Annotated in this window: 23 protein-coding genes, 1 tRNA gene and 1 riboswitch; of the genes, 22 read left to right on the forward strand and 2 right to left on the reverse strand. The window is 68.2% G+C overall.

Annotation, left to right across the window (positions count from 1 at the left end; genetic code table 11):
• Positions 1 to 58: 58 nt before the first annotated feature.
• The 9 genes from rpe to hisF all read left to right on the forward strand — a co-directional run bounded on the left by rpe (position 59) and on the right by hisF (position 7,005).
• A complete protein-coding gene (gene rpe / locus ACUYM2_RS07695) occupies positions 59 to 715 on the forward strand; it encodes a ribulose-phosphate 3-epimerase (RefSeq protein ID WP_481599537.1) in 657 nt (218 codons plus the stop codon).
• A gap of 82 nt (positions 716 to 797) precedes the next feature.
• Positions 798 to 951: riboswitch (FMN riboswitch) on the forward strand.
• A 268-nt stretch (positions 952 to 1,219) separates the two neighbouring features.
• On the forward strand, positions 1,220 to 2,284 hold the full coding sequence (gene ribD, locus ACUYM2_RS07700; RefSeq protein ID WP_481599538.1) for a bifunctional diaminohydroxyphosphoribosylaminopyrimidine deaminase/5-amino-6-(5-phosphoribosylamino)uracil reductase RibD: 1,065 nt from the start codon (positions 1,220 to 1,222) through the stop codon (positions 2,282 to 2,284).
• Entirely contained in the window at positions 2,284 to 2,931 is a 648-nt protein-coding gene (locus ACUYM2_RS07705; RefSeq protein WP_481599539.1) for a riboflavin synthase, read from the forward strand. Before ribD ends, ACUYM2_RS07705 begins: the two co-directional genes overlap by 1 nt.
• A complete protein-coding gene (gene ribB, locus ACUYM2_RS07710; RefSeq protein WP_481599540.1) occupies positions 2,928 to 3,611 on the forward strand; it encodes a 3,4-dihydroxy-2-butanone-4-phosphate synthase in 684 nt (227 codons plus the stop codon). The genes ACUYM2_RS07705 and ribB overlap by 4 nt, the downstream gene beginning before the upstream one ends.
• Before the next feature lie 22 nt (positions 3,612 to 3,633).
• Positions 3,634 to 4,329 carry a GTP cyclohydrolase II gene (gene ribA, locus ACUYM2_RS07715; protein WP_481599541.1) on the forward strand — a complete coding sequence of 232 codons (696 nt, stop codon included), beginning with the start codon at positions 3,634 to 3,636 and terminating at the stop codon, positions 4,327 to 4,329.
• Positions 4,330 to 4,373: 44 nt separating this feature from the next.
• On the forward strand, positions 4,374 to 4,859 hold the full coding sequence (gene ribH / locus ACUYM2_RS07720) for a 6,7-dimethyl-8-ribityllumazine synthase (RefSeq protein ID WP_481599542.1): 486 nt from the start codon (positions 4,374 to 4,376) through the stop codon (positions 4,857 to 4,859).
• Between the two features lie 81 nt (positions 4,860 to 4,940).
• Positions 4,941 to 5,204: a phosphoribosyl-ATP diphosphatase gene (locus tag ACUYM2_RS07725; RefSeq protein WP_481599543.1), complete on the forward strand. Its 264-nt coding sequence runs from the start codon at positions 4,941 to 4,943 to the stop codon at positions 5,202 to 5,204.
• 103 nt (positions 5,205 to 5,307) lie between these two features.
• Positions 5,308 to 6,150 carry an ATP phosphoribosyltransferase gene (gene hisG / locus ACUYM2_RS07730; RefSeq protein ID WP_138769531.1) on the forward strand — a complete coding sequence of 281 codons (843 nt, stop codon included), beginning with the start codon at positions 5,308 to 5,310 and terminating at the stop codon, positions 6,148 to 6,150.
• A gap of 78 nt (positions 6,151 to 6,228) precedes the next feature.
• Positions 6,229 to 7,005 (forward strand): imidazole glycerol phosphate synthase subunit HisF, encoded by a 777-nt coding sequence (gene hisF / locus ACUYM2_RS07735; protein ID WP_481599544.1) that lies wholly within the window; start codon positions 6,229 to 6,231, stop codon positions 7,003 to 7,005.
• 32 nt (positions 7,006 to 7,037) lie between these two features.
• Here the strand turns inward: hisF and ACUYM2_RS07740 are convergent, their stop codons facing one another.
• The gene (locus ACUYM2_RS07740) at positions 7,038 to 7,682 is read right to left on the reverse strand and encodes a TIGR03085 family metal-binding protein (RefSeq protein WP_481599545.1); all 645 of its coding nucleotides are present in this window, start codon (positions 7,680 to 7,682) and stop codon (positions 7,038 to 7,040) included.
• Between the two features lie 144 nt (positions 7,683 to 7,826).
• On the opposite strand from ACUYM2_RS07740, the gene hisI reads away from it, so the two are divergent.
• From hisI to pyk, 11 genes are all read left to right on the forward strand, one after another.
• On the forward strand, positions 7,827 to 8,276 hold the full coding sequence (hisI, locus tag ACUYM2_RS07745) for a phosphoribosyl-AMP cyclohydrolase (protein WP_481599546.1): 450 nt from the start codon (positions 7,827 to 7,829) through the stop codon (positions 8,274 to 8,276).
• 74 nt (positions 8,277 to 8,350) lie between these two features.
• Entirely contained in the window at positions 8,351 to 9,919 is a 1,569-nt protein-coding gene (locus ACUYM2_RS07750) for an anthranilate synthase component I (protein ID WP_481599547.1), read from the forward strand.
• On the forward strand, positions 9,916 to 10,545 hold the full coding sequence (locus ACUYM2_RS07755; protein WP_481599548.1) for a Trp biosynthesis-associated membrane protein: 630 nt from the start codon (positions 9,916 to 9,918) through the stop codon (positions 10,543 to 10,545). Before ACUYM2_RS07750 ends, ACUYM2_RS07755 begins: the two co-directional genes overlap by 4 nt.
• Before the next feature lie 114 nt (positions 10,546 to 10,659).
• Positions 10,660 to 10,947 (forward strand): HGxxPAAW family protein, encoded by a 288-nt coding sequence (locus ACUYM2_RS07760; RefSeq protein ID WP_481599549.1) that lies wholly within the window; start codon positions 10,660 to 10,662, stop codon positions 10,945 to 10,947.
• 2 nt (positions 10,948 to 10,949) lie between these two features.
• The gene (gene trpC, locus ACUYM2_RS07765; RefSeq protein WP_481599550.1) at positions 10,950 to 11,765 is read left to right on the forward strand and encodes an indole-3-glycerol phosphate synthase TrpC; all 816 of its coding nucleotides are present in this window, start codon (positions 10,950 to 10,952) and stop codon (positions 11,763 to 11,765) included.
• 90 nt (positions 11,766 to 11,855) lie between these two features.
• Entirely contained in the window at positions 11,856 to 13,214 is a 1,359-nt protein-coding gene (gene trpB, locus ACUYM2_RS07770; protein ID WP_481599551.1) for a tryptophan synthase subunit beta, read from the forward strand.
• A complete protein-coding gene (gene trpA / locus ACUYM2_RS07775; RefSeq protein WP_481599552.1) occupies positions 13,211 to 14,044 on the forward strand; it encodes a tryptophan synthase subunit alpha in 834 nt (277 codons plus the stop codon). The genes trpB and trpA overlap by 4 nt, the downstream gene beginning before the upstream one ends.
• Positions 14,045 to 14,047: 3 nt before the next feature.
• On the forward strand, positions 14,048 to 15,262 hold the full coding sequence (gene lgt, locus ACUYM2_RS07780; protein ID WP_481599553.1) for a prolipoprotein diacylglyceryl transferase: 1,215 nt from the start codon (positions 14,048 to 14,050) through the stop codon (positions 15,260 to 15,262).
• A 264-nt stretch (positions 15,263 to 15,526) separates the two neighbouring features.
• Complete coding sequence (gltB, locus tag ACUYM2_RS07785) at positions 15,527 to 20,143, forward strand: glutamate synthase large subunit (protein ID WP_481599554.1); 4,617 nt, start codon at positions 15,527 to 15,529, stop codon at positions 20,141 to 20,143.
• Positions 20,136 to 21,593, forward strand: a complete 1,458-nt coding sequence (locus ACUYM2_RS07790) for a glutamate synthase subunit beta (RefSeq protein ID WP_481599555.1) — start codon at positions 20,136 to 20,138, stop codon at positions 21,591 to 21,593. The genes gltB and ACUYM2_RS07790 overlap by 8 nt, the downstream gene beginning before the upstream one ends.
• A gap of 90 nt (positions 21,594 to 21,683) precedes the next feature.
• Entirely contained in the window at positions 21,684 to 23,183 is a 1,500-nt protein-coding gene (gene pyk / locus ACUYM2_RS07795) for a pyruvate kinase (protein ID WP_481599556.1), read from the forward strand.
• Positions 23,184 to 23,277: 94 nt separating this feature from the next.
• Here pyk and ACUYM2_RS07800 read toward each other — a convergent pair whose 3' ends face one another.
• Positions 23,278 to 23,883, reverse strand: coding sequence for an ANTAR domain-containing response regulator (locus tag ACUYM2_RS07800; RefSeq protein WP_056739732.1), 606 nt, complete (start codon positions 23,881 to 23,883; stop codon positions 23,278 to 23,280).
• Positions 23,884 to 24,090: 207 nt separating this feature from the next.
• On the opposite strand from ACUYM2_RS07800, the gene ACUYM2_RS07805 reads away from it, so the two are divergent.
• A tRNA-Leu gene (locus ACUYM2_RS07805) sits at positions 24,091 to 24,172 on the forward strand.
• Between the two features lie 455 nt (positions 24,173 to 24,627).
• Positions 24,628 to 25,308 carry a hypothetical protein gene (locus tag ACUYM2_RS07810; protein ID WP_481599557.1) on the forward strand — a complete coding sequence of 227 codons (681 nt, stop codon included), beginning with the start codon at positions 24,628 to 24,630 and terminating at the stop codon, positions 25,306 to 25,308.
• The last annotated feature ends 87 nt before the right edge of the window (positions 25,309 to 25,395 follow it).

Consider the following 25,395-nt stretch of genomic DNA (forward strand, 5'->3'; position numbering starts at 1 on the left):
CGGGCCATACTGGCACCAGCTACCCGACCTTCCGACCAGCGCAACGAAGAGGAAATCCATGGCCCATTGCTGCATCCACCCCAGCATCCTGTCGGCGGACTTCGCAAACCTCCAGTCCGAGCTCCACAAGATCAGGACCGCGGACGCCGTGCACGTGGACGTGATGGACAACCACTTCGTGCCCAACCTCTCGCTCGGCCTTCCGGTGGTGCAGCGGCTGCAGGAAGTCAGCCCGATCCCGTTGGACGCGCACCTGATGATCGAGCACGCCGACCGCTGGGCGCCGGCCTACGCCGACGCCGGCTTGGCATCCGTGACGTTCCACGCCGAGGCCTCGATCGCGCCGGTGAAATTGGCCCGCGAACTGCGCGCGCGCGGCGCCAAGGCGGGCCTGGCGCTGCGGCCCGGCAGCGGCGTGGAACCGTTCCTGGACATGCTCGGCGAGCTGGACATGATCCTCATCATGACGGTGGAACCCGGCTTCGGCGGCCAGGAATTCCTGGACCTCACGCTGCCCAAGATCCGCCGGGCCAGGGCGGCCATTGACGCCTCGGGCCTCGACATCAAGCTCCAGGTGGACGGCGGCATTACCGAAAAAACCATCTGGCGTGCCGCCGAGGCGGGCGCGGACGTCTTCGTGGCCGGTTCCGCGGTGTACGGCGCCGACGACGCGGCGGAGGCGATCGCCCGGCTGCGGTCCGCCGGCAGCCGCTGACGGGAACATGACGAAACTTGTACCGCCTGTCCGCGGGGAATAGCGGGGCGGTACCGGCGGTTGTGTCAGAATAGCTACACACATACGTGCTCCGGGGTCGGTGTAAGTCCGAACCGGCGGTTATAGTCCGCGACCCGCGAGCCGTCGCTTTCCCGCTGGGAGAGGCCGACGGCGGACGGTTGAACCGGTGGAACTCCGGTACCGACAGTCAAAGTCTGGATGAGAGAAGCACGTACAGCTGTTACTGCGGCGCCCTCACGGCGCCGCGGAATTGCGCTGTCGTATACCCCCGGAGCCATCGCGGTTCTAGAGGGAAGGAACGACAGACATGAACCCCTTGCGATGGCTCTACGCCGACTCAGCGGTCCAGCCGGACCCGGCGGGCGGCGCATGAGCGTTCAGCAGCCGGCCGCCGGGCCGCAAGATACCCATGAAACGGGCCATGAAACGGGGAGGGCGGATGTAGCGGCCGCTGCCGGCTTCAGCGCCGCCGAGACAGCCGCTATGGCCGCTGCCCTCGCTGCGGCGGCACAGGGCCCCCGCGGGGCAAACCCGCTGGTGGGCGCCGTCGTCATCGGCGCCGACGGGGCGCCCCTGGTGACCGGCTACCACCGCGGCGCCGGAACCCCGCATGCGGAGGCCGACGCGATCGCGCAGGCCGCGGCCGCCGGCCTGGACCTGACCGGCACCACCATGGTGGTCACGCTCGAACCGTGCAACCACTGCGGCCGCACCGGCCCCTGCGCCCAGGCAATCATCGATGCGGGCGTGGCCGACGTCGTCTACGCGGTCGATGACCCGCATGACCCGGCCGCCGGGGGAGCGGCGACCCTGCGCGCTGCCGGGGTACGAGTCCGTTCCGGACTCGGCGCCGTGGCTGCCCTGGAACTCAACCGGCGCTGGTTCGACGCTGTCGCCGCCAAACGGCCGTTCGTCACGCTGCACATCGCGCAGACCCTGGACAGCCGGATCGCGGCCAGCGACGGCACCAGCCAGTGGATTTCCAGTCCCGAATCGCTCGCCGACAACCACGCGCTGCGGGGCCGGATCGACGCGATCCTGGTCGGCACGCAGACGGTCCTGGTGGACAACCCACGGCTCACGGCCCGCACCCCCGACGGCGCAGCCGCGGATAAGCAGCCGCTGCGGGCCGTCATGGGCCTGCGCGGGATTCCCGAGGGCGCCGCCGTCAACGGCAGTGATGGCAAGGTGCTGCACCTGCCGACCCGGGACCCCGGCGAGGCCCTGGACCAACTGTTCGACGCCGGCGTCCGGCACCTCATGGTCGAAGGCGGCTCGCGGATCCTGAGCGCATTCCTCGCCGCAGGCCTCGTTGACGAGCTGATCGTCTACCTGGCCCCGACGCTCCTCGGCTCCGGCACGGCCGCCCTGGAAGACCTCGGCATCGGCACCCTCGCCGACGCCCAGCACTGGGACTGGGACCACGCCTCCGGCGGCGCAGTCCGGACGCTGGGCCGCGACCTGCGGCTGCACCTGCGCCCTGCCACCGACACTTCATCCGATTCCACCCCGCGCAACGACGCGGACACTGCCGCAGGAGGCCACTGATGTTTACCGGAATTATCGCCGAACAAGGGAAGGTGCTGTCCGTCGAGCGCGACGGCGACACCAGCGCCACGCTGCGCCTGCACGCCCCTGGCAGCACCGCCGGCCTGGCCCACGGCGGCTCGATCGCCGTCAATGGCGTCTGCCTGACCGCCACGGACATCGACGGCCCGGACTTCAGCGTCGACGTGATGGGCGAGACCCTGGTCCGCAGCACCATCGGCGGGCTGGGCGCAGGCGACCCGGTCAACCTTGAACGCTGCGTCCCGGCCGGCGGACGGCTCGACGGCCACGTCGTGCAGGGGCACGTCGACGGCGTCGGTGAGCTGCTGGAACGCGAGGCGCTCGGCAACTGGGACCGGCTGCGCTTCGGGGTGCCGGCAGCGCTGGCGCGCTATATCGCGGAGAAGGGCTCGATCGCCGTCGACGGCGTCTCCCTCACCGTGACGGCCGTAAGCCCGGCGCCCGAGCCGGCCCCGTGGTTCGAAGTCGGCCTGATCCCGACGACCCTGGCCGAAACCGGCTTGGGCGCCAAGTCCATCGGCGCCCGCGTCAACCTGGAAGTGGACGTGCTCGCCAAGTACACCGAACGGCTGCTCGCCTTCGCGCCCGCCGCGCCCGCCGCGCACCGCCAGGAGGCCGCGTCATGAGCCGGCTGCAGCAGAACCGCGGCGTCGCCGTCGACGCGCCGTCCGTCCTGGACCCGATCGAGGACGCCATCCGCGCCATGGCTGCCGGCCGGCCGGTGCTGGTGGTGGACAACGAGGACCGCGAGAACGAAGGCGACATCATCTTCGCCGCGCAGCACGCCACCCCGGCGCTGATGGGCTGGACCATCCGGTACAGCTCCGGCGTCATCTGCGTGCCGCTGCCGGGCGACCGGGCGGACGCGCTGGCGCTGCCGCCGATGGTGGCCATCAACCAGGACTCCAAAGGCACCGCGTACACGGTGTCCTGCGACGCGGCCGTGGGCGTGAGTACCGGAATCTCGGCCACCGACCGGGCCCTGACGGCCCGGATCCTGGCGGATCCGACCAGCCAGCCGAATTCCCTGACCCGCCCCGGGCATGTTTTCCCGCTCCGCGCCGTTAAGGGGGGTGTGCGGGAGCGTCCCGGCCACACCGAAGCGGCTGTCGAGCTGTGCCGGCTGGCCGGACTGGAGCCCGTGGGCGTTATCGCAGAACTGGTGCACGACGACGGAGAAATGATGCGGCTGGACGGACTTCGCGGCTTCGCGATCGAACACGGCTGCCCGCTGATCTCGATTGCCGATCTGGTGGCGTACCTTGAGGCCGGTAACACCGGCAGCCACGCAGCGGAATCCGCCTGACACCCTGGATTGAGGAGAGACAATGACGACTTCTGAAGCGCAGCCGGCCACCCCGGGACAGCAGCCGCATCCGGTCAGCGGCGGACCGATCGTCCAGTTGCCCACCGCCTACGGAGACTTCGTGGCGCAGGCCTGGACCGATCTGGACACCGGCGCCGAACACCTCGCCGTCAGCTCCCCGCTGCCGGCCACGGACGGCCAGGCCCCCCTGGTACGCCTGCACTCCGAATGCCTCACCGGGGACGTGTTTGGTTCCTACCGCTGCGACTGCGGCGAACAGCTGGCCTACGCCCTGGAAATGATCCACGAATTCGGCGGCACGCTGCTCTACCTCCGCGGCCAGGAAGGCCGCGGCATCGGCCTGGCGAACAAAATCAAGGCCTACGCCCTGCAGGAGGCAGGCTTCGACACGGTCGAGGCCAATGAGCAGCTGGGCCTGCCGGTGGACGCGCGCTGCTACAACGCTGCGGCGCAGATCCTCGCCGAGATGGGCCTGCATGAGATCCGCCTGCTGAGCAACAACCCGGACAAGCAGGACAGGCTGGCCCAGGCCGGAGTCAAGGTCGTCGAGATGGTACCCACCGAGGTGCCGTCCCGCGAGCAGAACCTCCGTTACCTGCAGACCAAAAAGGACCGGATGGACCACCGCCTGGTCCTCGACATGGAGCCGGCGGCACCCTCCGCGGGACAACTCGGCTTCGAGCACGACCAGGGCTGACAGCCCCACCACCAGACATCCCACCCCACAGCAGAGGAACTTGCATGAGCGGCCACGGCGCACCCCAGATTGATCTCACCACCTTCCAGCCCGACGAAACCTCCCGGCTGAAACTGGCCATCGTGGCCGCCAGCTGGCACACCCGGATCATGGACGGCCTGCTCGACGGCGCGCTGCGCGCCGCCAAGGACGCCGGCATCGCCGAACCGACCGTCCTGCGCGTCCCCGGGACCTTTGAACTGCCGGTCGCGGCAGCCCGGCTGGCGCCGCACTTCGACGCCGTCGTCGCGCTGGGCGTGGTGATCCGCGGCGGAACCCCGCACTTCGAGTACGTCTGCGAAGCCGCCACCCTCGGCCTGACCGAGGTCAGCGTGCGCACCGGGGTGCCGGTGGGCTTCGGTGTGCTGACCTGCGACACCGAACAGCAAGGCATCGACCGGGCCGGGTTGCCGGGCTCCACGGAGGACAAGGGCCACGAAGCAGTCACCGCCGCCCTCGCCACCGCCGTCACGCTCAAGCAGTACTCCTAGGCTGTGTATTCCCTCACATCCGGAGCGTCATGCTGCGGCCCGGCGGGCGTGGTCCGGCCGTGAACAAGTAGGCTGGAGGGTGTGAAGAATTTCGAGTCGCTGTTCGCAGAACTGAGTGAGAAGGCTGCCACCCGCCCGGAGGGCTCCCGCACCGTCGCCGAACTGGAGTCCGGAGTCCACGGCATCGGCAAGAAAGTCGTGGAGGAAGCAGCCGAGGTCTGGATGGCTGCCGAGTACGAATCGGATGAGGCCGCCGCGGAAGAAATTTCGCAGCTGCTTTATCACCTTCAGGTTCTGATGCTCGCCAAAGGACTCAGCCTGGAAGACGTCTACAAGCATCTCTAGCCACGTAGGGCCGGCCTGAGCGGACGCCCGTCCGCGCAGCCCGGCGCACCGCGTGGCCAGTTGTGCCTGCACTTGATGACTTCCTAACCAGAAAGAGCTTCCCATGCTGAGAGTTGCCGTCCCGAACAAGGGATCCCTGTCCGAAGCCGCCTCCGCCATGCTCGCCGAGGCCGGATACCGCCAGCGCCGCGACAGCCGCGAACTGGTCATGGTGGACCCGGACAACGACATTGAATTCTTCTTCCTCCGCCCGCGCGACATCGCCGTGTACGTCGGCCAGGGCACGCTCGACGTCGGCATCACCGGCCGCGACCTGCTGCTCGACGCCGAGGTGGAGGCCGAGGAGCTGCTCCCGCTGGGCTTTGCCGCCTCCACGTTCCGGTTCGCCGGACCCGTCGGAGACTTCAGCTCCATCGACCAGCTGGAGGGCAAGCGCCTCGCCACCAGCTACGACGGGCTGCTCCGCGGCTACCTCGCCCAGCGCGGCATCAACGCCAAGGTCGTCCGGCTCGACGGCGCCGTTGAGTCCTCCGTCCGGCTCGGCGTCGCGGATGCAATTGCCGACGTCGTGGAAACCGGTACCACCCTCAAAGCCGCCGGGATGGAAATCTTCGGCGAACCGATACTGAACTCCGAGTCGGTTCTGATCGGCCGCAAAGGCGAGCAAAACCCGGCCACCGAAGTATTGATCCGCCGCCTCCAGGGTGTCCTCGTCGCCCGCCAGTACGTGCTGATGGACTACGACATCCGCAAGGAGCTCGTCGAACAGGCCGCAGCCCTCACCCCGGGCCTGGAATCGCCCACCGTCTCGCCGCTGCGCGATTCGGACTGGGTGGCCGTCCGGTCCATGGTGCCCAAGAAGGAAACCAACCGGATCATGGACGAGCTCTACGACCTCGGTGCCCGCGCCATCCTGGTCAGCAGCATCCACGCCTGCCGGATCTAGCGGCCCGTCCGTGAAGCCGTCAACCGTGGGCCCGTTGTTTGCAGGCCCAGTCTTTGTAGACCCAATACAGGAGCAGCCATGTCCGTAGCCGTCCGCGTTATTCCGTGCCTGGACGTCGACGCCGGCCGCGTGGTCAAGGGGATCAACTTCGAAGGCCTGCGCGACGCCGGCGACCCGGTGGAGCTGGCGCACCGCTACGACAATGGCGGTGCCGACGAACTGACCTTCCTCGACGTCACCGCGTCCTCCGGCAACCGCGAAACCACCTTCGACGTCGTCCGCCGCACCGCGGAGGAAGTCTTTATCCCGTTGACTGTCGGCGGCGGTGTCCGCGGCGTGGCCGAGGTGGACAAGCTGCTGCGCTACGGCGCCGACAAGGCGGCCATCAACACTGCGGCCGTCGCCCGGCCGGACGTGATCGACGAGATCACCCGGCACTTCGGCTCGCAGGTCCTGGTGCTTTCCCTGGACGCCCGGCGCACGCGGCCCGGTTCGCAGCCGACGCCTTCCGGATTCGAGGTCACCACCCACGGCGGCCGCCAGGGCACCGGCATCGACGCCCTCGCTTGGGCCCGTGAGGCCGCCGACCGCGGCGTCGGCGAGATCCTGCTCAACTCGATCGACGCCGACGGCACCAAGGACGGCTTTGACCTGGAGCTGATCCGGCTGGCCCGGGCCAGCGTCAAGGTGCCGCTGATCGCCTCGGGCGGTGCCGGCAAGCCCGAGCACTTCCCGCCGGCGGTGGCCGCCGGCGCTGACGCCGTGCTGGCAGCTTCGGTGTTTCACTTCGGGCCGCTGGACATGATCGCCCAGGTCAAAACCGCCATCCGCGAGGCCGGCTTCGAGGTCCGCTAACAGGACTTCCGGACCGCGCGGGGCTGTTTGTACTAGAGTCCGACTTCGGCGGACTGGAGCAGTGCGACGGCGTCCGGCTGGCCCTCGAAGGTCACCAGCGCGTGCCGGGTCCGGCCATGCGCATGCATCAGGAGTTCGCCCGGTTCGCCGACAATAGCGACCGAGACGGGAGCGCGCTTGGCCACGTGCCGGGGACCGGACGGGCGCACCAGGACGATGCCCAGGTCCACACCGCGGTACAAGATGGCGGCACGCTTGATCAGCTCGCCCCAGAGGGCATCGGAGTAGGCCTCGTCCAGGGCGCGCGGGGCCCAACGGTCCACCGCCCGGCGGACGTCCTCCGTGTGAACGAAGTACTCGATGAGGTTGGAACTCTCGTCCAGGGCCTTGATCCGCAGGGGTGAGAGCGCCGGCGGACCGGCCCGGAAGGTGTTGACCAGCCGTGCGTACGCGTCCGGCGTCCGGATCTTGGCGGCGAGTTCGGCCGTGGCTTCGTCCGAGGCCTTGGACAGGCGCTTGATCAGCAGGCCCAGCCCAACGCGGGCTTTTCGCTCCCGCAGGTACAGGTGGGCGGCGAGATCCCGCGTCTGCCAGCCCTTGCAGAGCGTGGGGGAGTCAGGACCGGCCGCCAGCAAGGTTTCGGCCAGAACTTCTCGGGATGGATCGACAAAATTCATCACTTGTGAAACTAGCACGAGACGCCGGTCCGTGTGCACAGCGGGGACCGTGATTTTGGCGGCGGCGGCCTTTTGACCCGCATGTTAAGCGCGTGCGCGCCCGGGCCGGGCGGCCGCCGGCCCGGAGGCACTAGACTTGAGCTGATGTCTGAGCAGCCCGCCCCCGCACCCGCCAACGATTCCGTCAACGACACTCCGGCGCGGGGTTCCGCCGACCCCGCCTCCACGCACCCCGCGGGTCCGCTTCCCGCCGGTCTGGCCGGGTCCCTGAAGCGGGACAGCGCGGGCCTGGTGGCAGCCATCGTCCAGCAGTACGACACCAACGAAGTGCTGATGCTCGGCTGGATGGACGACGAGGCGCTGCACCGCACCATGACCAGCGGACGCGTCACCTTCTACTCCCGATCCCGGCAGGAATACTGGCGCAAGGGCGACACCTCCGGCCACGTCCAGTGGGTCAAGTCCCTGGCAATCGACTGCGACGGCGACGCCCTGCTGGTCCGGGTCGACCAGGTCGGCGCAGCCTGCCACACGGGCACCCGGACGTGCTTCGACGGACGCGCGCTGGACGCCGTCGTCGGCCACGCCGGCTGATTGCCGCGCACCGCGGCGCGGGCCGCGGCACCCCACCAGCTTTAGACCAAGAGAACAGGCGGAAAAACGCAGCCATGCAGGACCTTGGAATCATCAGCCCCAGCCTGGACGAGTTCCGGGAACTCGCCAGTCACAGCCGCGTCATTCCCGTCCGGCTGAAGGTGCTGGCCGACGCGGAAACGCCGATCGGGTTGTACCGCAAACTCGCCCAGGGCCAGCCGGGAACATTCCTGCTGGAGTCCGCCGCGGTGGGCGGCGCCTGGTCCCGCTACTCCTTCATCGGCGCGAGGTCCCGCGCCACGCTGACCACCAAGGACGGGCAGGCGCACTGGCTCGGCGAGCCGCCGGTCGGGGTCCCCCTGGACGGCAGTCCGGTGGACGCCATCCGGGACACCCTGCGCGCCCTGCACACCGACCGCTTCGAGGGCCTGCCGCCCTTCACCTCCGGGCTGGTCGGCTTCCTCGGCTGGGAAACCGTCCGACATTGGGAAAAGCTGACCAGCCCGCCGGAGGATGACCTGCAGTTGCCGGAAATGGCGCTGAACCTTGTGACGGACATGGCCGTGCACGACAACATGGACGGCACCGTGCTGCTGATCGCCAACGCGATCAACTTCGACAACAGCTCCGAACGCGTCGACGAGGCCTGGCACGACGCCGTCGCCCGGGTGAAAGACCTGCTGGCCAAGGTCAGCACCCCGACGGAACAGCCCATCTCCGTGCTGCAGCCCGCCGCCCTCGACTTCGCCTCCAGCGTGCAGGAGCGCTGGGACGAGAACGATTACCTGGCCGCCCTGGACCGCGGCAAAGAGGCAATCGTCGACGGCGAGGTCTTCCAGGTGGTGATCTCCCGGCGCTTCGAGATGGAATGCGGAGCTGACCCGCTCGACGTCTACCGGGTGCTGCGGAACACCAACCCCAGCCCCTACATGTACATCTTCAGCCTTGAGGATGCCTCGGGCCGCCAATACTCGATAGTGGGTTCGTCCCCGGAGGCCCTGGTCACGGTCACCGGAGAGGACGTCATCACCCACCCGATCGCCGGATCCCGGCCCCGCGGCAAGACCATCGAAGCTGATAAGGCCCTCGCCGAGGAACTGCTCGCCGACGAGAAGGAACGCGCCGAACACCTGATGCTTGTGGACCTTTCCCGCAACGACCTCTCCAAGGTCTGCGTGGCCGGAACCGTGGACGTCACCCAGTTCATGGAGGTGGAGCGGTTCAGCCACATCATGCACCTGGTGTCCACGGTGGTAGGCAAGCTCGCTCCGTCGGCCACGGCCTACGACGTGCTCAAGGCCACCTTCCCGGCCGGCACCCTCTCCGGCGCGCCGAAACCCCGGGCGCTTCGCCTGCTCGACGAGCTGGAACCGCACCGCCGCGGCATCTACGGCGGGGTGGTGGGCTACCTCGACTTCGCCGGCGACCTGGACATGGCCATCGCCATCCGTTCCGCGCTGCTCCGCGAAGGCCGCGCCTACGTGCAGGCCGGCGGCGGGATCGTGGCCGACTCCGTCAACGCCACCGAGGCGATTGAAACCATCAACAAGGCCGCGGCCCCCATGCGCGCCGTCCACACGGCCCAGTCGCTGAGCAACATCACGGCCGAAACGCTGCCCGGCGCCGGGACGGAGCAGCCATGACAGGCCCCGCGGGAACGATCAAGAGCAGCAGCCCGGTGGTACCGCGCTGGGCCAGGAAATCCACCCTTGTGCTGGTCGTCGCCGCACTCGCGCTGGCGGTCTTCGGCACCACCACCCAGACCTGGCTGAGCGTGCAGCTGGACCCCAGCCAGCTCGGCCAGCGTGTCAGCAGCCAGGACGGACTGCAGGTCCAGGGCAGCAAGGCAGCCACCACGGTCACGGCGCTGGCCCTGGTTGCCCTGGCTGGCGGACTGGCCGCCTCGATCGCCGGGCGCATTGCCCGGTGGGTCATCACGGCGATTATCCTGCTGGCCGCAGCCGGGATCATTGCTGCCGCGGCGACCGTGCTGGCCGACCCGCTGGCCGCGGCGCAGGGTTCCATCGCCGCTGCCACCGGCATCAGCGGCAGCAACGTCCAGGTCGCCCTCACTGCGTTTCCCCTCCTCGCCGTCGTCGCCGGTTCCCTGCTGGGACTCAGCGCGCTGGCGATCGTGCCCGCCGGACGCTACTGGAAGAGCCGCACGAAGTATGACGCCGCGGCCACCGGCGGCGCCGCGGACCCCGCCGAACCGGCCGACGAGATCGACAGCTGGGACCGGCTCTCCCGCGGCGACGATCCCACCTGAGCCGGTGCCCCGGGTGCTTCCGTGGCACCGGCCGGCCGCACGGCCACGGACGCGGCCAATAGCGCCGCCAATAAATGGCAGAATGTAAGCAGTATTGATCCTGAGGAGATTTCCATGAGCAAAGCCCCTGTTTCTGCACCCAAGCCTGCCGCCGGCACCGGCGTCTACGACGGCGTCGACCACAGTGAGCCGACCGGCCACGGCAACAGCCCGGCGGCCTGGACCACCGTGATCGTGATGCTGATCGGCGCCCTCATCGCAGCCATCGCCTTCGTCATCGCCAACACCCCGATCTTCGTCGCGGGTGCGGTCGTCATGCTGATCGGCCTCGTGATCGGCTTCGTCATGCGCAAAGCCGGTTACGGCGTCGGCGGCAGCAAGCTGAAGAACTCCGGCCACTAAGAGTGACTGTTCTCGATGACATCAATGCCGGTGTCAGGGAGGATATGGAGGCACGCCAGCGCCTCGTCACGCTTGCCGAACTGAAGGAGCGTGCCGCGGCGGCTGCCCCGGCACGCGACGCTTGGTCGGCCCTGGGCGGCCCGTCGGACCGGGCGCAGCTCAAGGTGATCGCCGAAATCAAGCGGCGCAGCCCCTCCAAGGGCGACCTGGCGAGCATCGTGGACCCGGCCTCGCTGGCGGTGCAGTACGCCGACGGCGGCGCCGCCGTGATCAGTGTCCTCACCGAGCAGCGGCGCTTCAGCGGCTCCCTCGCGGACCTGGACGCCGTCCGGGCCGCCGTGGACATCCCGCTGCTGCGCAAGGACTTCATGATCGACGACTACCAGATCTGGGAAGCCCGTGCCCACGGCGCCGACCTGATCCTGCTGATCGTCGCCTCCTTGTCCGACGCGCAGCTCCGCGAATACAGCGCGCTCAGCCGCGAGCTGGGCATGAACGTCCTCGTGGAGACCCACACGCCCGGTGAAGTCGAACGCGCCGTGGCCGCCGGAGCGCGGATCATAGGCGTCAACGTTCGCAACCTGAAGACGCTCGACGTCGACCGTTCCGTCTTCGCCGAACTCGCCGCCGGCATCCCGGCCGGGTCGCTCGTGGTGGGCGAATCCGGCGTGCGCGGCGTCGAGGACGTCCGGCACTACGCGGCCAGCGGCGCCAACGCGGTCCTGGTGGGCGAGGCGTTGGTCAGCGATGCGACCCCGCGCGAGCGGATCGCCGAATTCATGGCCGCCGGAGCCCAAGAAATCGCGGCACGTTCCTGACTGAGTCCGGCCGGGTTCCCGGCCGGACTCCGCGGCGTTTCCGTGCGGTACCGAAGATCTAGTTAGCAGTGGAACAGGATGGTGAGACTGATGGTCAATGCGCCAACAGCCGGCTCAGACGACAGCCCCGTGGATGCGTTCCTGGAGGGCAGCCGACCGGATGAAGACGGGCCGCAGGGTGCACCCTCCCTGCGCCACGCCCCGGGGCCCTACTTCGGCTCCTACGGCGGCCGCTGGATGCCCGAGTCCCTCATCGCCGCCCTGGACGAGCTCGAGGACACCTTCGAGAAGGCCAAGGCCGATCCCGAGTTCACCGCGCAGATCGCAGAGCTGAATAAGAACTACTCCGGACGGCCCTCGCTGCTCACCGAAGCCAAGCGCTTCGCTGAGCACGCCGGGGGAGTGCGGATCTTCCTCAAGCGCGAGGACCTGAACCACACCGGCTCGCACAAGATCAACAATGTGCTGGGCCAGGCGCTGCTCGCCAAGCGCATGGGCAAGACGCGCGTGATCGCCGAGACCGGGGCTGGCCAGCACGGCGTCGCCAGCGCCACCGCCGCGGCCTTGTTGGGCCTGGAGTGCGTGGTCTACATGGGCGCCGAGGACTGCCGCCGGCAGGCCCTCAACGTGGCCCGGATGGAGCTCCTTGGGGCCACCGTCATCCCGGTGACCAATGGCTCCCAGACGCTCAAGGACGCCATCAACGAGGCGCTCCGCGACTGGGTCGCCAACGTGGACAACACGCACTACCTGCTGGGCACTGCCGCCGGAGCGCACCCGTTCCCGGCCATGGTCCGCTACTTCCACGAAGTCATCGGCGAGGAAGCCCGCGCCCAGATCCTGGAACAGACCGGCCGGCTGCCCGACGCCGTGTGTGCCTGCATCGGCGGCGGCTCCAACGCGATCGGCATCTTCCACGGCTTCCTCGATGACCCCTCGGTGAAGATCTACGGCTTCGAAGCCGGCGGCGAGGGCGTCGAAACCGGTCGCCACGCCGCGACCATCACGCTGGGCAAGCCCGGCGTGCTGCACGGTGCCCGCTCCTACCTCATGCAGGACGACGACGGCCAGACCATCGAGTCGCACTCCATCTCGGCGGGCCTGGACTACCCCGGCGTCGGACCCGAGCACTCCTACCTCGCGGACATCGGCCGGGTCAGCTACGAGCCGATCACGGACAGCGAGGCCATGGAAGCTTTCCGCCTGCTCTGCCGCACCGAGGGCATCATCCCCGCGATCGAGTCGGCCCACGCCCTGGCCGGTGCCATCAAGATCGGACAGCGGCTGGCCGCCGAAGCCGGCGACACCGGCGGCGTCTCGGACAAAATCGTGCTCGTGAACCTCTCCGGCCGCGGCGACAAGGACGTGGCCACCGCCGCGGAATGGTTCGACCTGCTGGACAAGGATTCACCCGAGCACGAGATTGCCCAGGAGGGGGAGCAGCTGTGAGCCGCGACGACAACAACACCGAAGGCAACGTGCAGTTCGCCAGCAAGTCCGCGGCAGCCATCGACCGGGCCAGGGCCCAGGGCCGTGCCGCCCTGATCGGCTACCTGCCCGCGGGTTACCCGAGCGTCGAGGACACGATCGCCGCCGGCATCGCGCTGGCCGAAAACGGCGCCGACCTGATCGAAATCGGCATCCCCTATTCGGACCCCGTGATGGACGGCCAGGTCATCCAGGCCGCCACCACCGAGGCCCTCGCCAAGGGCTTCCACGTCAGCCAGGTCTTCGACGTCGTCCGCGGTATCACGAGCGAAACCGAGGCCGCCGTCCTGGTCATGACGTACTGGAACCCCGTGGTCCGGATGGGGGTGGACGAGTTCTCCCGCCGCCTGGCCGAGGCCGGGGGAGCCGGGCTTATTACGCCGGACCTGATTCCGGACGAGGCTGCGGAGTGGATGGCCGCCTCGGACAAGTACGGCCTGGACCGGGTGTTCCTCGTGGCACCGTCGTCATCGCCGGAACGGATGAAGCGCACCGTCGACGCGAGCCGCGGCTTCGTGTACGCCGTCTCCATCATGGGCGTCACCGGCGCCCGGACTTCGGTCAGCTCCGCGGCCAAGGACGTCGTCGCCGCAGCACACGCCGCGGGCGCCGAACGCGTCTGCGTGGGCCTCGGCGTCTCCAACGCCGGCCACGTCCGGGAAATCGCCGCCTACGCCGACGGAGTCATCGTCGGCACGGCACTTGTCGCGGCGATCGGTGAGGGCGGCGTCGATGCGGTAGCGTCCTTGACGAAAGAGCTCAGGACCGGCCTCACCAGGGAAGAAGCGTAAGCAATGCAGTCAGTCCTTCACGCGGCGGCGATGGTTCCCGCGAGCATTCCGAGCCCGGACTGGTCCGGCTTCGACATCCCGCTGCCCTGGGGGACCCTGCGGATCCACGCCTACGCACTGTGCATCCTGGCCGGCATCATCGCCGGCCTCTGGCTGACCTCCGTGCGCTGGGCCCGCCGCGGCGCGCCCGAGGGCAGCGTCTGGGACATCGCCATCTGGGCCATCCCGTTCGGCATCATCGGCGGCCGGCTCTACCACGTGGTGTCCTCCCCGGACGCCTATTTCGGCCCCGGCTTCGACGGCACCGGGGACCTGTCCCTGATCCCGCAGATCCAGCGCGGCGGCCTCGGGATCTGGGGCGCCGTGGTGCTCGGCGCCGTCGGCGCCTGGATCGGCTGCCGCCGCGCCGGCGTCAAGCTCAGCGCCTTCATGGACGCCGCGGCCCCCGGCCTCCTGCTGGCCCAGGCGATCGGCCGCTGGGGCAACTACTTCAACCAGGAGCTCTTCGGCGGCCCCACCACCCTGCCGTGGGGACTGCAGGTCGACGCCGACAACCCCAACTTCCCGGCCGGTATGCCGGCTGACACGCTGTTCCACCCCACCTTCCTCTACGAGTCCCTGTGGAACCTTGTGGGAGTGGTGGTGCTGCTCGCCCTGGACCGGAAGTTCTCCTTCCGCCGCGCCCGGCTGTTCTGGCTCTACGCCATTTACTACACACTGGGACGGGTCTGGATCGAGGCCATGCGGATCGACGACGCCGAGCAGATCAACCTCTTCGGGATCACCACCCGGCTCAACGTCTGGACCAGCATCTTCGTGCTCGTCGCCGCGCTGGCGGTCTTCATCGTCCTGGGCCTGCGCAAGCGCGAGGTGCCGGACACCCCCTACCTGCCGGGCCGGGAGCCTGCGGCGGCAGTGACGACGGACGCTGCGACGGCGGACGACGACGACGCGGACGATATTGACGAGGTTGGCGCGGAGCCGGCGACGGTGCCGGCCGCCACCGCGGCTATCCGCCATTCGGACAGCGCTGTCTCAGATACTGAATCGCGTGATAATGTCCCGGGTAACCAGAGCGGTCCGGACCGGGCTTCGGCGCCAGCCGAGGCGCACGGCGAATCCACCGGCGGCGCAAAACCCGCCAGCGGAGAACCTGTCACCGGTCCAACCGGCGGCAGTGCCGCCGGGACCGCGCCGGAAGCTGACAGCACCAAGTAGCTCAGCACCGGCAATCGGGCTGCAGGGCGAACGCCGGCTGGGCCCGAGTCCACAGCGTCGTGGCGAGATGGTTTGCATGGAACAGCAGACAGCTTGACGCCATGCAAACCCGGGTTGGCGGCCCGCGTAACTGTTCGTACAGTAAGCGGCGCTGGCCTACAATTCGAGTAGGAAAATCACGTTGTTGTGCCCGTCACACCGGCGCACCGATACGGGCCAATGTTGTCCCTCCCATACGCACGATCAGGAGGAAGGACGTCTCCCATGACCCAAACCCTGCACAGCCCCAGCTGGTCCGGTCCGGACCAGCCCGCCACGGCTATCTCACCGTTCAAGCGTTTTGCGGCACTGCCCGACGCCGCCGGACTGTACAACCCGGAGCAGGAGAAGGACGCCTGCGGCCTGGCCATTATCGCCACCCTGCGCGGCGAGCCCGGCTACGACATCGTTGACGCCGCACTGACCGCCCTGCGCAACCTCGAGCACCGCGGCGCTGTCGGTGCCGATGAGGGAACCGGCGACGGCGCCGGCCTCCTCATGCAAGTCCCGGACGAGTTCTTCCGCGCGGTCACCGACTTCGAGCTGCCGGCCGCCGGCCAGTACGTGGTCGGCACCGCGTTCCTGCCGGCCGAACAGCGTGAGTCCGACGCCGCCAAGGCCGGCATCGAGGGCCTCGCGGCCGACGAGGGGCTCACCGTCCTGGGCTGGCGTGAAGTCCCGATCGTGGCCGACCTCGTCGGAGCCATGGCCCGGGCCTGCATGCCGTACTTCGCGCAGCCGTTCTTCGCCTCCAGCACCGGGGAGACGCTCTCCCGCAACGAGCTCGACTCCCGCGCCTGGCGGATCCGCAAGCGCGCCCAGAACAAGTACGGCGTGTACTTCCCTTCGCTGTCCTCCCGGACCATCGTTTACAAGGGCATGCTCACCACCGCCCAGCTGGAGCCGTTCTACCCGGACCTCTCGGACAAGCGCTTCAAAACCAAGCTCGCGATCGTCCACTCGCGCTTCTCCACCAACACCTTCCCGTCCTGGCCCTTGGCCCAGCCGTTCCGCACCATCGCGCACAACGGCGAGATCAACACGGTCAAGGGCAATCGGAACTGGATGCGCGCCCGCCAGTCGCAGCTGGCCAACCCGCTGCTCGGGGACAGCCCCGAAGAGCTCTACCCGATCTGCACGCCGGGTGCCTCGGACTCGGCCTCCTTCGACGAGGTCGCGGAACTGCTCTGGCTCTCCGGCCGGCCCATCACGCACTCGATCATGATGATGATCCCCGAGGCCTGGGAAAACCACGCCACGATGGACCCCGCCCGGCGTGCGTTCTACGAGTACCACTCGCTGCTGATGGAACCGTGGGACGGCCCCGCCGCCGTGTCCTTCACCGACGGCAACCTCGTCGGTGCCACCCTGGACCGCAACGGGCTCCGCCCGGGCCGGTACTGGATCACCGAGGACGGCCTCGTGGTCTTCGCCTCCGAGGTCGGCGTGATCGACGTCGAACCGTCCAAGGTGGTCAAGAAGGGCCGTGTCTCGCCCGGAAAGATGTTCCTCGTCGACACCGAGGCGGGCCGGATCATCGACGACGCCGAGGTCAAGGCCGAGGTCGCCGCGGCCAACCCCTGGGCCGAGTGGGTCAAGGACAACCTGATCGACCTGGCGGACCTGCCCGAACGCGAGCACGTGGTGCACACCGCGGCCTCGGTCAACATCCGCCAGCGCACCTTCGGCTACACCACGGAGGAACTGAAGATCCTGCTCGGCCCGATGGCCCGCACCGGCGCCGAACCCCTCGGCGCGATGGGTTCGGACACCCCGGTGGCCGTGCTCTCCAAGCGGCCGCGGCTGCTCTTCGACTACTTCGTGCAGTCCTTTGCGCAAGTCACCAACCCGCCGCTGGATGCCATCCGCGAGGAATTGGTCACCTCCCTGACGTGCGCGATCGGACCCAACGGCAACCTGCTGGACACCAAGCAGGTCCGCCAGCCGCAGGTTTCGCTGCCGTTCCCCGTGATCAACAACGACCAGCTGGCGAAGATCGCCAACATCGAGAACGCCGACGGGGACAGGGTCGCCATGAAGGTGCGCGGCCTGTACCGCCCCGAGGGCGGCGAAAACGCGCTGCGCGCCCGGCTGACCGAAATCTGCGAGCAGGTCTCCGGCGCCATCAACCGCGGCGTCCAGTACGTGGTGCTCTCGGACCGCGACTCGAACGCCCAGTGGGCGCCGATCCCGTCGCTGCTGCTGGTCAGCGCCGTGCACCACCACCTGCTGCGCAGCGCCAACCGGACCAAGACCGCGCTGGTGGTCGAGGCCGGCGACGTCCGCGAGACGCACCACGTCGCCGTGCTGATCGGCTACGGCGCGTCCGCGGTGAACCCCTATCTGGCGATGGAATCCGTGGAGCAGCTGATCTCCTCCGGCGACGTCACCGGCGTCACCGCGCAGGACGGTGTTTACAACCTGATCAAGGGCCTCGGCAAGGGCGTCCTGAAGATCATGTCCAAGATGGGCATCTCCACGGTCGCTTCCTACACCGGCGCCCAGACCTTCGAAGCGCTGGGCCTCGGCCAGGAACTGGTGGACGAATACTTTGCCGGCACGCACTCGCAGCTGGGCGGCGTCGGCCTGGACGTCATCGCCGCCGAGGTCGCGGCGCGGCACCGGATGGCCTACCCGGAGAACGGGATCGAACTGCCGCACCAGTCCCTGCTGGGCGGCGGCGAGTACCAGTGGCGCCGCGACGGCGAACCGCACCTGTTCAACCCGGAAACGGTGTTCCGGCTGCAGCACGCCACCCGTGAACGCCGCTACGACATCTTCAAGGCCTACACCCGCGGCGTGGACGACCAGTCCCAGAACCTGATGACCCTGCGCGGGCTGCTGAAGTTCAAGGGCGGGCTGCGCCCGGCGGTGCCGCTCGAGGAAGTGGAGCCCGTCTCCAGCATCGTGAAGCGCTTCTCCACCGGCGCGATGAGCTACGGCTCGATCTCGCAGGAGGCCCACGAGACCCTCGCGATCGCCATGAACCGGCTGGGCGGCAAGTCCAACACCGGCGAAGGCGGCGAGGACGTGGACCGGCTGCTGGACCCGACCCGGCGCTCGGCGGTCAAGCAGATCGCCTCGGGCCGCTTCGGTGTGACCAGCCTGTATCTGACGAACGCCGATGACATCCAGATCAAGATGGCGCAGGGCGCCAAGCCCGGCGAAGGCGGCCAGCTGATGGCGCAGAAGGTTTACCCGTGGGTGGCCCGCACGCGGCACTCCACGCCCGGCGTCGGACTCATTTCCCCGCCCCCGCACCACGACATCTACTCGATCGAGGACCTTGCACAGCTGATTTACGACGCCAAGCGGGCCAACCCCTCGGCGCGGGTGCACGTCAAGCTGGTCTCCGAGGTCGGCATCGGCACGGTCGCCGCCGGGGTCACCAAGGCCAAGGCCGACGTCGTGCTGGTTTCCGGCCACGACGGCGGCACCGGCGCCTCGCCGCTGAACTCGCTCAAGCACGCCGGGGTGCCCTGGGAACTCGGCCTCGCCGAGACCCAGCAGACCCTGATGCTCAACGGCCTGCGCGACCGTGTGGTGGTGCAGGTGGACGGCCAGTTGAAGACCGGCCGCGACGTCGTGATCGCCGCGCTGCTCGGCGGCGAGGAGTTCGGTTTCGCCACCGCGCCGCTGGTGGTTTCCGGCTGCATCATGATGCGCGTCTGCCACCTGGACACCTGCCCGGTGGGCGTCGCAACGCAGAACCCCGAGCTGCGTTCACGCTTCAACGGCAAGCCGGAATTCGTCGTCAACTTCTTCGAATTCCTGGCCGAGGAAGTCCGCGAAATCCTCGCCGAGCTCGGGTTCCGGAGCCTGGAGGAAGCAATCGGCCACGCCGAAATGCTCGACACCCGGGAGGCCATCAGCCACTGGAAGGCCGAGGGCCTGGACCTGGACCCCATCCTGCACGGGCTGGAGTTTGACGACGACGCCCCGCTGCGCAACCTCACCGGCCAGAACCACGAGCTGGACAAGCACTTCGACCAGCGCCTGATCGCGATGGCTGCCGAAGCCCTGAGCGACCGGACCCCGGTGAAGATCGCCGTCGACGTGATCAACACGGACCGGTCAGTCGGCACCATGCTCGGCCACGTGGTCACCAAGACCTTCAGCACCGACGTGCTGGCCACGGACACCATCGACATCACGCTGACCGGCACGGCCGGCCAGTCGCTCGGCGCGTTCCTTCCGGCCGGGATCACGCTGCGGATGTTCGGTGACTCCAACGACTACGTCGGCAAGGGACTCTCCGGCGGCCGCATCATCGTCCGCCCGGACCGCACCAACGTGTTTGCCGCGGAGCGGAACGTGATCGCGGGCAACGTGATCGGCTACGGCGCCACGAGCGGCGAGCTGTTCCTCCGGGGCCAGGTGGGGGAGCGCTTTATGGTGCGCAATTCCGGCGCCACTGCGGTGGCCGAAGGCATCGGCGACCACGGCTGCGAGTACATGACCGGCGGCCAGGCGCTCATCATCGGCCGCACCGGCCGCAATTTCGGGGCCGGCATGTCCGGCGGCACCGCCTACGTCCTGGACCTCCAGACCGAACGGGTCAACAAGCAGGCCCTGGACGCCGGCGAGCTGCAGCTGCGCGAGTTGGACGCCGAGGACCGCGAAATTGTCCACGGGCTGCTGGTCAAGCACCTCGAGGAAACCGAGTCGCAGCACGCGGCCCGGCTGCTCGAGAACTTCGACGACACCGCCGCCCGCATTACCAAGGTGCTGCCGCGCGACTACGCGGCCGTGCTGCAAACCCGTCTCGACGCCATCGAAGAGGGCCTGGACCCCGACGGCGAAGAAGTTTGGTCTCGAATCCTGGAGGTGACCGGTGGCTGATCCACGCGGATTTCTGAAAGTACGCCAGCGTGAAACGCAGCCGCGGCGCCCCGTTCCGGTCCGCATCATGGACTGGAAAGAGGTTTACGAAGCCCAGGAGAAAGGTGTCCTGAAAAGCCAGGCCGGCCGTTGCATGGACTGCGGCGTCCCGTTCTGCCATCAGGGCTGCCCGCTGGGCAACCTCATCCCGGAGTGGAACGACCTCGTCTGGCGGGACAAGGGCGAGGAAGCGATGGAGCGTCTGCACGCCACCAACAACTTCCCCGAGTTCACCGGCCGGCTCTGCCCGGCTCCCTGCGAGGCGTCCTGCGTGCTGGGCATCAACCAGCCCGCCGTGACCATCAAGCAGGTTGAGGTTTCGATCGTGGACCAGGCCTTCGACAACGGCTGGGTCACCCCGCTGCCGCCGGCACGCCTCTCCGGCAAGACGGTCGCCGTCGTCGGCTCCGGCCCCGCCGGGCTCGCCGTTGCGCAGCAGTTGACCCGGGTGGGCCACACCGTCGCCGTGTACGAGCGCGACGACAAGATCGGCGGCCTGCTGCGGTACGGCATCCCGGACTTCAAGATGGAAAAAGAGCATGTGGACCGCCGCCTGGACCAGATGAAGGCCGAGGGCACGCGCTTCCGGACCGGCGTGACCGTCGGCACCGACGTGACCTGGGAGCAGCTGCGCCGGCGCTACGACGCAGTCGTGGTCGCCACAGGCGCCACCGTACCGCGGGACCTGCCGATCCCGGGCCGCGAGCTCGAGGGTGTGCACTTTGCGATGGATTACCTTGTCCCCGCCAACCGTGTGGTGGCCGGCGAGACGGTGGAGAACCAGATCAACGCGGCCGGCAAGCATGTAGTCATCCTCGGCGGCGGCGACACCGGCGCGGACTGCCTCGGCACCGCGCACCGGCACCAGGCCGCCTCCGTGACCACGCTGGCGATCGGGAAGCAGCCGTCCGCGGAGCGGGCCGCGCACCAGCCCTGGCCGACGTTCCCCACCCTGTTCGAGGTGGCCAGCGCCCACGAGGAAGGCGGCGAACGCACATACCTGGCGTCCACCGTTGAATTCGTCGGCGAGAACGGCAAACTGACCGGCGTCAAGGTCGCGGAGACCGAATTCGTCGACGGCAAGCGGCTGCCCAAGGCCGGCACGGAGCGGATCATCCCGGCGGACCTGGTCTTCCTTTCGCTTGGCTTCACCGGGGCCGAACCGGCCGGAATCACCGAACAGGTGCACGCCGAATTCGACGGCCGCGGCAACGTGGCACGGGACGGCTACTACATGACCAACACCGAAGGGGTCTTCGTCGCCGGTGACGCCGGCCGCGGCCAGTCGCTGATCGTCTGGGCGATCGCCGAAGGCCGCGCCTGCGCCGCCGCGGTGGACAAGTTCCTGATGGGCAGCACCGTTCTCCCGGCGCCCGTAGCGCCGACCGACCGGGCGATCGCCGTCCTGTAGCTCGCCCGGCCCCTTGCGGGCCCGGGCCGGACACCGGCCGTTCGTCCCCGCGACAACTTAAAACAACCAAGAGACAACTAGGGTAGGTATATGAGACGCGCTAAAATTGTGGCCACCTTCGGACCGGCGATCGCGAGCTTCGAGAACACGCTCGCCGTGCTGGAAGCCGGGGTCGACGTGGCCCGCATGAACATGAGCCACGGAGACTACGCCGTGCACGACAACACGTACGATAACGTCCGCAAGGCCGCCGGGCAGCTCGGTAAGGCCGTCGCCATTATGGCCGACCTGCAGGGCCCGAAGATCCGCCTCGGCCGCTTCGTCGACGGCCCGCACCTCCTCGCCGTCGGTGACACCTTCACCATCACCACCGAGGACGTTCCGGGCACCAAGGACATCTGCTCCACGACGCTCAAGAGCCTCACCGAGGACGTCAACCCCGGCGACGCGCTGCTGATCGACGACGGCAAGGTTGCCCTGCGCGCCATCGAGGTCGACGACGTCAAGGTCGTCGCCCAGGTGGTCGTCGGCGGCTACGTGTCCAACAACAAGGGCATCAACCTTCCCGGCGTCGCCGTCAACGTCCCCGCCCTGAGCGGGAAGGACGAGGACGACCTGCGCTGGGCCATGCGCCGCGGCGTGGACATGGTGGCGCTCTCCTTCGTCCGCGACGCCTCGGACATCAAGCGCGTCCACGAGATCATGGACGAAGAAGGCCGCCGCGTGCCGGTGATCGCCAAGATCGAGAAGCCGCAGGCCGTGGAGCAGCTCCCCGAGATCATCGACGCCTTCGACGCCATCATGGTGGCCCGTGGCGACCTCGGGGTGGAGCTTCCGCTCGAGGAAGTGCCGATCGTGCAGAAGCGCGCCGTCGAACTGGCCCGCCGCTGGGCCAAGCCCGTCATCGTGGCCACGCAGGTGCTCGAATCCATGATCGACAACCCGCGCCCCACCCGCGCCGAGGCCTCCGACTGCGCCAACGCCGTGCTCGACGGCGCGGACGCCGTGATGCTCTCCGGCGAGACCAGCGTGGGCAAGTTCCCGATCGAAACCGTCAAGACCATGGCCCGGATCATCGAATCCACCGAGGTCCACGGCCTGGAGCGCGTCCCCCCGCTGGGCACCAAGCCCAAGACCCGCGGCGGCGCCATCACCCGGGCCGCCGTCGAAATCGCCGACCAGCTGGAAGCAAAGTACATCTGTACCTTCACCCAGTCCGGCGACTCGGCGCGCCGACTCTCGCGGCTGCGCCCGATGCGCCCGGTCTTCGCCTTCACCCCCGTGGAGCACGTCTGGAACCAGCTGGCGCTGACCTGGGGCATCCAGCCGGTACTGGTCCCGATGGTGGGCCACACCGATGAGATGACCGCCCAGGTTGACCGCAACCTGCTCGAGATGGACCTCGTCGAGGACGGCGACATGGTGGTCATTGCGGCCGGTTCGCCTCCCGGAAAGGCCGGTTCCACCAACATGCTGAAGGTCCACAAGGTAGGCGACCTGGCCGACGCCGGCAGCCACGGCGAGAACGCCGTCACCAAGGACAAGCTCGGCCCCTGGCCGGAAAAGAAGAAGAGGAACACGAAGGTCTAGTTCTTCAGGCAATGACAAAGGGAGGGTCCCCGCCGCTGGTGTTCAGCGGCGGGGACTCTCCCTTTATTTCTTGATTCGCTGGCGGGGTCCGGTGCTAGTTGACCTGGTTGATGATGGTCTCGGCGACCTCGCGCATGCTCAGGCGGCGGTCCATCGAGGTCTTCTGGATCCAGCGGAAGGCCTCCGGCTCGGTCAGGCCCATCTTGGTGGTCAGCAGGCTCTTGGCGCGCTCCACGAGCTTGCGGGTGGCGAACTGCTCCTGCAGGTCGCTGACTTCGCTTTCAAGGGCCTTGATCTCCTCGTGCCGGGACAGGGCGATCTCCAGGGCGGGGATCAGGTCGGCCGGGGTGAAGGGCTTGACCACGTAGGCCATGGCGCCGGCGTCGCGGGCGCGCTCCACGAGTTCCTTCTGGCTGAACGCGGTCAGCAGCACCACCGGAGCGATGCGGGCCTTGACGATCTTTTCGGCGGCGGAGATGCCGTCCATGACGGGCATCTTGACGTCCATCAGAACGAGGTCCGGCTTCAGCTCTTCCGCGAGCTGGACGGCCTTCTCGCCGTTGTCCGCTTCGCCGACGACGTCGTAGCCTTCGCCGCGCAGGATTTCGATAATGTCCAGGCGGATGAGGGTCTCATCCTCGGCGACCACGACGCGGCGCGCCGGCTGGGAGGTGGGGGTTGACTCCGTCTGTTCTGACACGGGTACTCCTTGTAAAGGTACGGCGGGAACTGGACCATCTGAGGCGAGTCCGCTGGTGTACTGGGGGCCGGTTGGGATCGATGCGGCGTCACTGGCGCGATTCTGGAATTCAGCCTATCTGCATGTAGAGTAATTTCGCGCACCGGAAGTGATCGCGTTGCTCACAGCACCGTGGAGCAGGCGAATATGACAACCGGTGTACTCCGCGCCCGAGTGGCGGAATTGGCAGACGCGCCGCACTCAAAATGCGGTATCGAAAGGTGTGTGGGTTCGAGTCCCACCTCGGGCACGTGTTTTCCCTGTTCAGGGGCTTGCGGGCCTCTGAGTGTGCACAAACTGATCAATGATGGGCCCCTTCGGGGGCCTATTTTTTTGTTGGTGGTCCGTTGCTGTGGCCGGGTGGCTCCTTCCTTTGATTTCCCGCAGCGGCGGTGCTGCCTACTCGTTCATGGCCGGGAGTGCCGCTAGCTGCATGACTGGACGCCGGCGGGCTGCACCTGACGGGGAGCTTCCGGCCGGTGGGCACCGGGTCGGTCAACATGGGGGTGCCGGTGGTGGGGGATCATCAACGTCGGGGCACCCGTTGTGTAACGGGTTGGTGTCGGTTCGGTGGGGACCCATCCGGGAGGGCGTGTGCTGCCGAAGTACTCCTGACAGACCAAGCCGGCCCCGCAGGAAAGTGTCAGCCCGTACCAGGGCGGCGGGGACGGGACACCCATTGAGCCATTTCCAAGGAGCACTCCCATGCGTACATCCATCAAGACTTTCCTCGGCGTCGCCGCTGCCGGTTCGCTCATGTTCTCCCTGGCTGCCTGCAGTCCGGCGAACAACGCTTCCTCCGCCCCGGCCACCTCGGCGTCTTCCCCGGCCGCGGCTGAAAAGCCCGAGCCGCTCGCCTCGATCCCGGCACTGACCGGCGTCTCCACCGCGGTCAAGCTCGATGCGTCCTTCGCGAAAGCCCTGGAAACCCTCAAGCTCACCCCGGGCACCGTCGGTACCGCCAAACTGACCGACGGCTCGCTGGTCTTCCCCATCACCGGCGGCAAGGTCGACTACTACGACCCGGCCAAGGACTACCGCCCCTACGTCCAGGGCCTGATCAGCCACGCCGGCTCCGGGTTCTCCCTCACCGCCGGTGACACCAAGGTCGAACTGACCAACTTCACCATCGACCCGGGCACCTCCAAGCTCTACGGCGACGTCGCAGTGAACGGCACCACCGCCGTCAAGCAGGCCTACATCTTCAACCTCGACGGCTCCACCCTCAAGCCCCTCCAGGCATCCGGTGACACCGCCGTCCTCGAAGGCACCCGCGTCCTGATCTCCGACACCGCCGCCGGCCTGCTGAACAAAACCTTCAAGACCGACGCCGTGAAGGCCGACATGCTCGTCGGCATCGCCAAGATCACCGTCAACACCAAGTAACACCCCACCAGGAATGGTTGAGAACGCCACGGACCTTGGGGGTCCGTGGCGTTCTCGGCTCTAGGATTAGACTGGCCCCGGGCCACA

The organism is Arthrobacter sp. SD1074B, from assembly GCF_056780195.1.